Consider the following 12,595-nt stretch of genomic DNA (forward strand, 5'->3'; position numbering starts at 1 on the left):
GGGTAGAAGTAACATGACGGATTGGACTTTGATCGCGGGGGGGCGTTGTTCCAAGCAACCCTGGTACGTGGGAATCGTAGGCTTCGACCCAGAAGAACAGCAGATGTTTCTGCTCTCCGAGACGGACTGGCTCGATCTAGAGCGACAGCTGCCGCTGGAGCCATTGGCTATCTACGGCAGAAGCAATGGCCTGCTGTTCGAGCACGTGACTGATGCGCAGTCCTTCTCCTGCGATGGACTTTTGCTCATTGCACACACTCGTTGTGAACAGCCAGTATTTCACCCGGCGCCAAAACTGCGCCGATATTTGCTGCTATACAATCCCACCCAGCGTGCCGCCCTGGCAGACGAAACCGTATTCGCCAAGTTGTTTGTCCCGGCAGACGTGCCTCTTTTCGGCGAAAGAGTGATTTACCTTAACTCCCAAATACTGACTGATCCTTCCTCTACAGATCCTGGAGAGTGGGCGATAGCACGGGAGCCCAATGAGCGAGATTATTCCAGGCTTTATAGCCGCTCGGCGGATTTCTGGATTCACAGTCTGACATCTGCCATCGCCGCCGATGCTGCCGCGGTTTGCCGTGTCGAGCCGCTATTGAGCGTCATCATTCCCAGCTATAACCATGGGCGCTTTCTCGAGCAATGCATCCAGTCGGTTCTGGATGAAGGCGAGGACGACATAGAAATATTGGTGTTGGATAACGCCTCCACGGATGAAACACCCGAGGTCATGGCCTCGTTCCAAGATGAGCCGCGCGTGCGCTACATGCGTAACCGCTACAACTATGGGCCGGGCTTTAACTGGAGAAACGGTCTTTGGCTCGCACAGGGTCGCTATTTTACCTTCCTGTCCGCTGACGACTACTTCAATCCAGGTCACCTGTCGCGTCTGTTGCCCACTCTGGAGCGCCATCCCCATGTGGCTGTCGGCTATACCGGCATCCGCTGGGTTGACGGCCAGGGGCAGGCGCTGAGCCAGCCCCGTCATCCTGGATATCGGAATGCCGATTACGTGGGTGGTCGCAACGAGGTATCCGATCTGCTGATCTACGATTGCTACATGACGCCCTCTGCCGTAATCCATCGTCGTGCAGCCTTCTGCAAAACCTGGCGTCCGGGAAAGACCCACGGTGCGGGCGATTGGGAAATGGTCGTGCAGATGGCCGAGCAATACCCCGATTTCGCCTACGCCGATACGCCGGGGGTCAGCTATCGTTGGCATGGCGCGCAGGAATCAAGCAGTTTCTACGCATCCAAGGAACCGCTGGAAGGCCACCTTGCCATTGTCGAGGGCGTTTTCCAGCGCAATGCACATCATCACCTCAAGGGCAGGGAACGTGAAGTTGCAGCGCATATCGAGCGTCGACTGTCTGGCTACCCCGATGAACAGCACTCTCCGCTAGGCGAGCGGGCCAGAGTGCTGATTGCTCGGCTTGCTGAGCTTGCGCGTTTCAATGAGGCGCCTCTGTTTTCCATCATTCTCACCACCTACAACCGCCCTGAAATGCTCAGGGATGCTTTGACCAGTATCGATAGCCAGAGCTGGCGGGACTTCGAGGTGATCCTGGTCAACGATCATGGCGAGCCGGTCGAGCAGCTGCTCCAGGCGTTCGACTTTTCTATCAGCTATCTGTACCAGGGGCGCAATCGCGGGCCGGCTGCTGCCCGCAATGCAGCCTTGCATCTGGCGCGTGGTCGCTATGTGGTGTATCTGGATGACGATGACAGGTATCTGACGCATCACTTGCAAACACTGGCTCAGGCCGTCGAAAGCCATCCCGGTGCGGTCGTTTACGCGGATGCGATTTTTGTCATTGAGGCGCTGGAGGGCGGTCAGCGGCTCGAGCGATACCGTGAGATGCGTTATCTGCACGATGAGTACTCCAGAGAGCGTTTGCTGGTCAGCAACTATATTCCGATCAATACATTTGCCTGCCCGCGGGAGCTGGTTGCCGCCGCTGGCGGTTTTGATGAGGCGTTGCAGGGGCTGGAGGACTGGGACTTCCTGATGCGTCTTGCCGGGCATGCGGACTTTCATCATGTGCATGAGCGGACGGTGGAAGTTCGCTTGCGTGAAGCTGAAGTGGATCCCGAGCGTCGCTCTGAGCAGGTGCTGAAGAGTTACCCCGAACTTTATCGTGTGCTCTATCTGCGTCATTTAGATCTGGGCAGTGACGAGGTGCGTGAAGGTCGGCGCGAGCAGCTAAAACGGTTTGGCCTCGCCGGGGGCCAGCATGCTGGTAGTTCGTCCATGCAGGAGTGGCTGCAGCAGCGGATGTTGAGCCCGGTACAGCGAGATCTGGTCGAACAGCATTTACAACAGACTGGCCAGGCACCTTCGATAGGCGTGCTGATCCTGGACAGGCACGGCAACCCTGGGCAGGTCTCAAGAACCCTCGACTCGCTGCGTATGCCACGGGAAAACATGGCGAACGTGCATGCCCTGGTTCTGACGATAACCCCAACCGGCAACGAGACATTGCCCGAATGGGTAACGGTCGTGCCTTTCGATGATTGGGTTGCAACCCTCAACCAGTTGCTGCGGGATACGTCGTTCGACTGGATAACCCTAGCCGGCGCTGGAGATGAGTTCACGGCCAGTGGTTTGCTGATGGTCAGCCTGGAGTTGCTGACCGCGCCTGAATGCCGTGCCGTGTATTGCGATGTAATGTATCGCCAGGCAGATGGTGCCTTGGGTGCAGCCTTCCGCCCCGATTTCAATCTCGATTATTTGTTGAGCTTCCCTGCCGGGATGGCCAAGCACTGGCTATTCCGTCGAGATGTACTTATAGATGCAGGCGGATTTGATTCTGCATACAAGGATGCGCTCGAATTCGAGTTGATCCTGCGCTTGATCAATAGGTCTGGACTGGCTGGTTTGGGGCATATTGCCGAGCCCTTGCTAATTACCGACCCACCAGCGATGGTTGATATTGCCGACGAGCAGCGGGCTATTGCACTGCACCTCGAGGTGCGTGGCTATCAGGGGGCGACTGTTGGTTCCAGCCGACCTGGGCGTTATCGCATCGAGTATGGGCATCCCGATCAGCCATTGGTTTCGATATTGATTGTCTGTGGCGAGCAATTACCACGCTTGCAGCGTTGTGTAGAAAGTCTGCTGGAAACGACCCGTTACCCTAATTACGAATTGCTCCTGATTGATAGCCACCCTGAAGCACAAGCAGTGGGGGAGTGGCTCGGTGCGCTAGAGGGGTTGGGTGAGGCTCGCCTAAGAGTTGTCCGCCCCGCGCTTGAGGCTTGCACCCTGGCGCTCACGCTCAACCAAGCGGCGGAACACGCGGTTGGCGATTACCTCCTGCTCCTCTCTGCGGGTAGCGCAATCATCGGTGCCGATTGGCTGGATGGGCTGATCAATCATGCCCAGCGCCCGGAAGTAGGCGTGGTCGGTGCCAAGTTGCTGTCAGCCGAGGGCGAGGTTCGTCAGGCGGGCTTGCTGCTGGGGCTGACCGGGCCCGTAGGGCGCCCTTTTGTGGGCGAACCGCTGGATGCAGCCGGCTACATGCAGCGCTTGCAAGTCGATCAGAACTACAGCGCGGTCAGTCTGGATTGCCTAATGATTGGTCGGGGGCTGTACAAGGAGCTAGGTGGTTTGGATGAACGGGGCATCGCTGCCTGCTATGCAGATGCCGACCTGTGCTTGAAGGCCCAAGAGGCCGGTTACCTGACCGTTTGGGCTGCCGATGTCCAGGTTATGCAAGGCGGGGATGAGCCGTCGGCAGCTTCGCTTGATGAGCAAGACGCCATGTATGCCAAATGGTTGCCGAAGCTGGCGCGCGATCCAGCCTATAACGCCAACTTATCCTTGGTAGAACCTGGCGGCTTCAAGCTGGCTGATAACAAGTTGTCCTGGCGGCCGCTCGCGGCTTGGCGGCCGTTACCGACGGTTTTGGCACATCCTGCGGATCTTGCCGGCTGTGGCCAATACCGGGTTATTCAACCCTTCAATGCCTTGCAACAGCAGGGATTGATTGAGGGTGCCCTCTCGTTTGGCATGCTGTCTGTAGTGGATCTGGAGCGTTACGATCCGGATGTTGTGCTGCTGCAGCGCCAGATTGGTGATGAACGGCTGGAGGCGATGCGCCGAATGCAAGCATTCTCGCGAGCGTTCAAAGTGTATGAGCTGGATGATTACCTGCCAAATTTGCCGATGAAAAGTGCGTATCGAGCGCATATGCCCAAGGATATTCTAAGGTCGCTGCGCCGTGGTATTTCCTATGCGGATCGTTTTGTAGTGTCTACGGAAGCGATGGCTGAGGCCTTCCAGGAGTTCCACGCTGATATCCGGATTGTGAAAAACCGCCTCGATCCTAGCCAGTGGAGTGGCTTGACCAGCCAGCGGCGCAGTTCCAGCAAACCACGTGTGGGTTGGGCGGGTGGTGTCGGCCATGCTGGTGACCTGGAAATGCTTGCCGATGTGGTCAAGGCGCTGACGAATGAGGTGGAGTGGGTCTTCTTCGGCATGTGTCCAGACGGACTGAGGCCCTTTATCCATGAATTCCATCCAGGGGTTCCTATTGAGCAGTACCCAGCAGCATTGGCTGGATTGAATCTGGATCTGGCGCTGGCGCCGGTTGAACAGAACCTGTTCAACGAGTGCAAGAGCAATCTGCGCTTGCTGGAGTACGGGGCCTGTGGTTATCCAGTGATTTGCAGTGATGTGCGCTGCTATCAGGATGGTTTGCCGGTGACCCGAGTCAAGAACCGCTTCAAGGATTGGCTCGACGCCATTCGCATGTATCTGGCCGATCTGGATGCCGCCGCCCGTATGGGCGATGAATTGCGTGCTGCCGTAACCCGTGAATGGATGCTCGAAGGGCATAGCCTGGAGGCCTGGCGTAAGGCCTGGCTGCCTGATTGAGTGGCTTGAGACCCAGGTAGCGCTTGATTTTTCGACAGGCCGCGAAATTTTTTGAATGGTGGCCCTTAAGTTTTCCCCAGCAGTGGCGATACAGATTACGAATGCGGAGTAACTGGGTGCCTGAGCAAGGCAACCGTCCAATCTCTCGCACATCCAGGCTACCTACAAGTTTCAGCCCATTGGAGGCAAATACCATGGCCCTTACAGTCAATACCAACATTGCGTCCCTGAATACCCAGCGCAACCTGAGTAGTTCCTCCAATGCGTTGTCGACCTCTCTGCAGCGCCTGTCCACCGGTTCGCGCATCAACAGTGCCAAGGACGACGCCGCCGGCCTGCAAATCGCCAACCGCCTGACCAGCCAGATCAACGGCTTGGGTGTGGCAGTACGTAACTCCAACGACGGTATTTCCCTGGCGCAGACCGCGGAAGGCGCCTTGCAGCAGTCCACCAATATTCTGCAGCGCATGCGCGATCTGTCCCTGCAGTCGTCCAACGGCTCAAACAGCGACTCCGAGCGGACGGCATTGAACTCTGAAGTCGGCCAGTTGAAAAAAGAACTGGACCGTATCAGCAATACCACCACCTTTGGTGGTCAGAAATTGCTCGATGGCAATTTCGGCACCAAAAACTTTCAGGTGGGTTCGGCTGCGAATGAAAGCATCAGCGTAAACATCGGCGAAATGAGTGCCGATTCGCTCGAAGGTAACTTCTTTAAAAGCGCTTTTGGCACCGCAACTGCAGGGGCTGCTAGCGGCGGTACCGCGACTGTTACTCTCGCGTTCTCGGGCTCTACCCCCTCTGCGACTCTTGATGTCAAGCTGGAGGCTGGTGATACGACTGCCGAGGTTACCGACAAGATTGCGGCAGCAATCAACGACGCCAACCTGGAAGTCGGTGTGCATAAAGATGCTGCAGGCGCATATCAGGTGATCAGTAAAGGCGATGCCACCACCCCGACCACCAATGCGCTCACTTCCATCACTTTTGCCGACGGTTCGCCAGCTACAAGCGCTGCGTTCAGCACCGTGACAGCGTCGACGACGGCTGTAACTGCCAATACGATCAATGATATCGATATCACCAATGCGGCAGGTGCACAGTCAGCCGTGCTGGTCATCGATGATGCCCTCAAGGCGATTGATAACCAGCGTGCCGATCTGGGTGCGGTGCAGAATCGCTTCGAGAACACCATTTCCAACCTGCAGAACATCTCGGAGAACGTATCGGCTGCCCGTGGTCGCATCCAGGACACCGACTTCGCCGCCGAAACCGCGAATCTGAGCAAGAACCAGATTCTGCAACAGGCCGGCACCGCGATCTTGGCTCAGGCCAACCAGTTGCCGCAGGCTGTGCTCAGCCTCCTGCAGTAAGCTAAACGGCTAGTCACATTAGACTGCGGGGGGAAGTGCATAGCACTTCTCCCCGTTTTGCCTTGGAGGTAACAGAAAATGGATATAGGCATAAACAGTCCTGTGTCTGCATCGCTCCCCAAAGCGACTGCTGCAGCTACGCAAGTCTCGCTTGTCGCTGCCGCCGCCAAAGCGGTTGAAGTTGATGCCGAGGGGCATGATAGCGAGCCTGAAGAGGTCGCGCAGAGTCGTGAGCCGGTCGAAGATGCTGTGATAGCGATCCAGGGTTTTGTGCAGAGCATTCGACGAGATCTGAATTTCAGTCTGGATGACTCCAGCGGTCGCGTAGTGGTAAAGGTAACCGATGGTGCGTCCGGCGAAGTTATTCGTCAGCTGCCATCAGAGGAAGCGTTGCGTTTGGCGGAAAGTTTGGAAGAAGTTCGCAGCCTGTTATTCAAGGCTGAAGCTTGATCGCTGGCATGTTTTTTGATGGATCATTGTGATTGGGCAAGCGTAAGCGCTAAAGCGTCAACTACATGACGAGGTAACCAGCATGGCAAGCGTAATTGGTGGCATCACAGGTGTTAACAGCGGGCTTCCCATCACCGATATGGTGACGGCGATAGTCAACGCGGAAAAGGCGCCAAAAGAGGCGCAATTGGCCCGTCTGGAGAAGTCCACCACCACCAAATTCTCGGCCCTGGGTGAACTCAAGGGTGCGTTGAGCGCCTTTCAAACAGCCATGAAGAATTTGAACAGCGTTACCTTGTTTGAAGCGCGCACGGCTGTATCGTCCAATACCAGCGCCTTGACTGCCAGCGCCAGTAAAACGGCCACATCGGGAACCTACAAAATAGAAGTGCAGAGCCTGGCAACCGCCAGCAAGGTGGCCACGGCTGCTGTGGCTAGTGGTTTTGCAAGTGACGCCAGCGAGCAGACGCTTACGGTAAAATTGGGTGCCGGCGATACTGGTACCGCGGTCACGATTGCGGCCGGTTCCGATTTGGCCAGTACCCGCGATCAGCTTAATGCCGCCCTGAAAGATAAGGGCATCAGCGCAACTATTGTCAATAATCCAGTAAGTGGTGAGTCGCGCTTGGTGTTTAGCGCCACCGAAACCGGTGCTGGAAAAGATGTGATAGTCGCTGGCACGGGCAACCTGTCCGCGCTGGATGTTGATGGCAGCATCGCACTGAGCGCCGGCAATGCATCCAGCGCGGGCTATATCGTGCAGGCCGCGAATGCCGAGTTTACGGTTGACGGTTTGCCCCTTAGTAACGCGACCAATAAAGTCAGCGGCGCCATCGCTGATGTCGATTTCGAATTGCTGGCGAAGACTGAGGTTGATAAGCCCATTACGCTGACGGTAGGACAGGATAGCACCGGCGTAAAAGCCAGCATCAAGAGCTTTGTCGATGCCTATAACAAGTTGATTGCTACCAGTAACAAGTTGACCAGTGTCACCAAAGTAGGCGAAGACGGTACCCCGTTGGTTGGTGGCTTGGTAGGCGACTCCTCTGTGCGTAATTTGCTCAGTGCTGTGCGTAATGAACTGGTTAATCCCTCTGGTCATGATGGTGTGCGAGTGCTTGCCGATTTAGGTATCACTACCCAAAATGACGGAACCCTGAAAATCGACGACACCAAGCTTAGTTCGGCTCTGCAGGATAATTTCGACGCGGTAGGTGCCTTTTTTACTGGCGATACCGGGTTGATGAGTCGGATGGATAAACGCATTGATGGGTTTATTCAGACTGGCGGTATTCTTGAGCAGCGTATGAAAGCGCTTGAAAGTACACGAAGCGATATCAAGGCACAGACTGAGAGCCTGGATAGGCGCGTTGAGCAAATGCAAGCCCGCTTGCTTTCTCAGTTCAATGCCATGGATGCATTAGTCGGGCAGTTGAATAGTACAAGTGAGCAGCTTTCTCAGGTGTTTGCCAATCTCCCTGGTGTTGTAAAAAAGGATAGTTAAACCGTGAGCAAGCCAATCGATACCTACAAGAGTGTCAAGGTCAGTCAGGAAGTAACGCCTTATCAAACCGTGCAGTTGTTGCTGAATGGTGCGCTTGAGCGTATTTCTCTGGCTCTGCGGGCACAGGAACAAGGTAACCACGGGACGCGTGGTGAGGCTGTTGGTACGACTATTTCCATTATTAGCGTTCTGCAGAGCAGCCTGGATAAAGAACTCGGTGGGGAGATTGCGGAGAATTTGGATTCGCTTTACGACTACATGACCCGGCGGCTTGCAGGCGTAGCTCTGGATAGCACTCCGCTTAGCCTCCAAGAGGTGCAGGGCTTGTTGGTGCAGATACGTGATGCCTGGGTCGATATTGGTCCTGAAGTCGAGTCAGTCGCTTCCTGACGGCTGAGGCGGTTAATCGTCGCTTTAAAGTATCTGCCAGTTCCTGTTTTTCGATTCAAATCAAATAGCTGGGTTATTTACAGCTATCCCTAAAGCTGCCGCTTGAACTGCCGATACATGAAGTATTCCCGAACTACACTGGAGTACCTTCAGCATGAACGCGATGGCAGCAATGCGGCAGTATCAAGTCGTCAACACCCAGGCGCAGGCCGTGGATGCCAGCCCCCATCGGTTGATCCAGATGTTGATGGAAGGTGGCCTTACCCGCATCGCCCAGGCTCGTGGCGCCATGGAGCGCAATCAGACGGCGCTAAAGGGCGAGTTGATCGGCAAGGCCATCGGCATAGTCGGTGGCTTGCGTGATGGCCTGGATTTGCAGCAAGGTGGCGAGTTGGCTAGCAATCTGGATAGTCTTTACCAGTACATGACGTCCCGCTTGTTGGAAGCCAATGTGAAGAATGAAGCAGTAGCCCTGGACGAAGTGTCCGGGTTGTTGCGTGAAGTGAAAGCTGGCTGGGATTCAATCTCTCAGTGATGCTGGTCGGTTGCTAAAGGAGTCCGTTAATGAGTACAACAGTCCAGCGTCTGCAAGAGACCGGCAGTGCCTTGCGCAACGCCTTAGCTACACAGGATTGGGCGGCCATTGGCGAGCTGGATATGCAGTGCCGCCAAGCCGTCGATGAAGCGATGGTCGAAGCCGTACCCGACGAAGCCATGCTGCGCGAGCGCATGCAGGAGCTACTGGATCTTTATCGCGAGCTGGTCAGTGTCTGTCAGGACGAACAGCGGCGCTTGGCCTGTGAAATGCTACAGCTGAACCAGTCCCAGCAAGGGGCAAAGGTTTACCAGCTGTTCGGTTGATTGCTGACCGCTGACTTGTATGTAGCGAACTTGGTTATAGTAAGGTCAAGTGTCAAAGCAAAACTGCCTCAGGCATCTGCTACAGGTAAACCCCCCAGCTTTTCTAACAGCTGCTTAGGCTGCCCGTCGGGCTGAACAAAAAAAGCACGCCATAAAATTGACTGCGGCCTCGAAAATGACTTTACTAGTGGCCTGTTGCCGGCGTTTTTCATGTTTACAGCGCTGTGCGCGTTCGTTCACTCCCAGGATCAAATCAGAACAATATGTGGCGTGAAACTAAAATCCTACTGATTGACGATAACTCTGAGCGCCGGCGTGATCTGGCGGTCATCCTAAGTTTTCTGGGGGAGGATTATCTCGCCTGTAGCAGTCAAAACTGGGAGGCTACGGTCGCTGAGCTGGCGTCCAGTCGCGATGTATTGACTGTGCTGCTTGGGGATGTGCAGGGCCAGAATGGCATGCTCGAGTTGCTCAAGCAGCTGGCTGCTTGGGATGACGATCTGCCGCTGCTGTTGATTGACGAGCATGTCGCTGTCGAATGGTCGGAAGACTTGCGTCGGCGGGTGCTAGCCACCCTGGAAATGCCGCCCAGCTACAACAAGCTGCTGGATAGTCTGCACCGTGCCCAGGTTTATCGGGAAATATACGACCAGGCGCGTGAACGTGGCCGCCAACGCGAGTTGAATCTGTTTCGCAGCCTGGTTGGCACCAGTCGCGCGATTCAGCACGTCCGCCAGATGATGCAGCAGGTGGCCGATACCGAGGCCAGTGTGTTGATTCTGGGTGAGTCGGGTACTGGCAAAGAGGTTGTTGCACGTAACCTGCACTATCACTCCAAGCGTCGCGACGGGCCCTTCGTTCCGGTTAACTGTGGCGCGATTCCAGCGGAGTTGCTGGAAAGCGAGTTGTTCGGCCATGAGAAGGGCGCGTTCACCGGTGCGATTACTACTCGAGCCGGCCGCTTCGAGCTGGCCAGCGGCGGTACCTTGTTCCTCGATGAGATCGGCGACATGCCGCTGCCAATGCAGGTCAAGCTGCTGCGGGTATTGCAGGAGCGGACCTTTGAGCGGGTTGGCAGCAACAAAACCCAGAATGCCGATGTACGAATCATTGCCGCGACCCACAAGAACCTTGAGCAGATGATCGAGGAGGGCAGCTTCCGCGAAGATCTGTATTACCGGTTGAATGTCTTCCCGATCGAAATGGCTCCGTTGCGTGAGCGTATCGAGGATATTCCGCTGCTGCTCAACGAGCTGATCGCGCGCATGGAATACGAGAAGCGCGGTTCGATCCGCTTCAACTCGGCGGCGATCATGTCGCTGTGCCGGCACGACTGGGCGGGTAACGTACGCGAGTTGGCCAACTTGGCCGAGCGCATGGCCATCATGCATCCCTATGGGGTGATCGGTGTTGGTGAACTGCCGAAGAAGTTCCGTCACGTCGACGATGAAGACGAGCATCTGGTGGCCAACTTCCGTGATGAGTTGGAGGAGCGTGCGGCCATCGTTGCCGGGCTGCCTGGTCTGGACTCGCCGGCCATGCTGCCGTCCGAGGGGTTGGATTTGAAGGACTATCTGGGCAACCTCGAGCAGGGTTTGATCCAGCAGGCACTGGATGATGCCAGTGGCGTGGTTGCGCGTGCCGCCGAGCGCTTGCGTATTCGTCGTACCACGTTGGTTGAGAAGATGCGCAAATACGGTATGAACCGCCGCGATGAGGACGGTCAGCCCGAGGTGTAACTCAGCTATTGCGCGTCAGCGGGTTGGCAGTCGTCGCCCCAATAAAGCCGAAGGTTTGACACGACCTTCGGCTTTGTTTTTTAAGTAATTGAAAAACATAGATAAAATTTTAGGCACGGGTATTGCTATCTCTCATGCAACTGACTGTCTTATGACGGCTCGCTGCGCGAGAGAGAGAACGATGAATCCTACCGCTCGAACTTCCCATTCCGCTGAACAGGCGTCGTCTGCGCCCATCGAACAGGCTAGCCGCGCGAGCGTGGAGCAGGCATATAGCCTGTTCAATCAGATGTCGACCCAGCTCAACGAGTCCTACAGCATGCTGGAGGCCCGGGTGACTGAGCTGAAGGGGCAGTTGGCTCTGGTCAGCGCTCAGCGCATGCAGGAACTGGCTGAGAAAGAGCGTCTGGCGCACCGCCTGCAAAGCTTGCTGGATCTGCTCCCGGGCGGGGTAATCGTAATTGATGGCCAAGGCGTGGTGCGTGAAGGCAACCCGGTAGCGCGCAACCTGCTGGGCCAGCCGTTGGTCGGTATGCTCTGGCGTCAGGTGATTGCACGCAGCTTCGCCCCACGCGATGACGATGGCCATGAGGTCTCCTTGAAAGATGGCCGGCGTCTAGCGATTGCCACTCGTTCTCTGCATGGTGAGCCGGGCCAGCTGGTGCTGCTGACTGACCTGACAGAAACCCGTCGTTTGCAGGATCAGCTGTCGCGTCACGAGCGTCTTTCTGCGCTGGGGCGCATGGTTGCCTCATTGGCCCATCAAATTCGTACGCCGCTATCCGCCGCGTTGCTGTATGCCAGCCATCTGACCGAGCAGGAACTGCCGCTTGAGCAGCAGCAGCGCTTTGCCGGGCGCCTGAAGGAGCGTCTGCATGAGTTGGAGCATCAGGTGCGTGACATGCTTATTTTTGCCCGCGGCGATCTGCCGTTGCCGGATCGGCTGACGCCTCAGGCGTTGTTCGAGGCCTTGCGCAAAGCGGCCGATCCTCATGTATCGGGCGTGGCGGTGCGCTGGCAGTGCGACAGCTCCAGTGGCGAGTTGCTGTGCAATCGCGACACCCTGGTCGGCAGCGTGCTCAACCTGGTCGAAAATGCGATCCAGGCGGCCGGGCGCGAGGTCTCCTTGAAAGTTCATCTGTATCAGCGTGGCAACAGTCTGCGCTTGTGCATCAGCGATAACGGCCCAGGGATCGACGGCGTCACCTTGGCGCGTTTGGGTGAGCCCTTCTTCACCACCAAGACCACCGGCACCGGCCTCGGCCTGGCGGTGGTCAAGGCGGTGGCGCGCGCGCACCAGGGGGAGTTGCTGTTGCGCTCGCGGCCTGGTCGTGGCACCTGCGCCCTGTTAACTCTGCCGCTGATTCCCGCGGCGCAACCTTTGGTTAAGGAGTAATTG

The 12,595-nt window shown here is 56.4% G+C and carries 9 protein-coding genes; all 9 read left to right on the forward strand.

What is annotated here, in order from left to right; translation table 11 throughout:
- Nucleotides 1-103: 103 nt before the first annotated feature.
- The gene (locus tag TMS3_RS11555) at nt 104-4,879 is read left to right on the forward strand and encodes a glycosyltransferase (RefSeq protein ID WP_083491743.1); all 4,776 of its coding nucleotides are present in this window, start codon (nt 104-106) and stop codon (nt 4,877-4,879) included.
- Nucleotides 4,880-5,073: 194 nt separating this feature from the next.
- Nucleotides 5,074-6,252: a flagellin gene (locus TMS3_RS11560; RefSeq protein ID WP_025165439.1), complete on the forward strand. Its 1,179-nt coding sequence runs from the start codon at nt 5,074-5,076 to the stop codon at nt 6,250-6,252.
- A 78-nt stretch (nt 6,253-6,330) separates the two neighbouring features.
- The gene (locus TMS3_RS25605; RefSeq protein WP_025165440.1) at nt 6,331-6,702 is read left to right on the forward strand and encodes a flagellar protein FlaG; all 372 of its coding nucleotides are present in this window, start codon (nt 6,331-6,333) and stop codon (nt 6,700-6,702) included.
- A gap of 82 nt (nt 6,703-6,784) precedes the next feature.
- Nucleotides 6,785-8,206 carry a flagellar filament capping protein FliD gene (gene fliD, locus TMS3_RS11570; RefSeq protein WP_025165441.1) on the forward strand — a complete coding sequence of 474 codons (1,422 nt, stop codon included), beginning with the start codon at nt 6,785-6,787 and terminating at the stop codon, nt 8,204-8,206.
- Nucleotides 8,207-8,209: 3 nt separating this feature from the next.
- Nucleotides 8,210-8,596: a flagellar export chaperone FliS gene (gene fliS, locus TMS3_RS11575; protein WP_025165442.1), complete on the forward strand. Its 387-nt coding sequence runs from the start codon at nt 8,210-8,212 to the stop codon at nt 8,594-8,596.
- 154 nt (nt 8,597-8,750) lie between these two features.
- On the forward strand, nt 8,751-9,131 hold the full coding sequence (fliS, locus tag TMS3_RS11580) for a flagellar export chaperone FliS (protein WP_025165443.1): 381 nt from the start codon (nt 8,751-8,753) through the stop codon (nt 9,129-9,131).
- 29 nt (nt 9,132-9,160) lie between these two features.
- Nucleotides 9,161-9,457, forward strand: a complete 297-nt coding sequence (fliT, locus tag TMS3_RS11585; RefSeq protein WP_025165444.1) for a flagellar protein FliT — start codon at nt 9,161-9,163, stop codon at nt 9,455-9,457.
- A 263-nt stretch (nt 9,458-9,720) separates the two neighbouring features.
- On the forward strand, nt 9,721-11,196 hold the full coding sequence (locus tag TMS3_RS11590) for a sigma-54 dependent transcriptional regulator (RefSeq protein WP_025165445.1): 1,476 nt from the start codon (nt 9,721-9,723) through the stop codon (nt 11,194-11,196).
- 181 nt (nt 11,197-11,377) lie between these two features.
- Nucleotides 11,378-12,592: a sensor histidine kinase gene (locus TMS3_RS11595; protein WP_025165446.1), complete on the forward strand. Its 1,215-nt coding sequence runs from the start codon at nt 11,378-11,380 to the stop codon at nt 12,590-12,592.
- Nucleotides 12,593-12,595: the final 3 nt, after the last annotated feature.

This window comes from Pseudomonas taeanensis MS-3 (genome assembly GCF_000498575.2).
Lineage (GTDB): Bacteria > Pseudomonadota > Gammaproteobacteria > Pseudomonadales > Pseudomonadaceae > Aquipseudomonas > Aquipseudomonas taeanensis.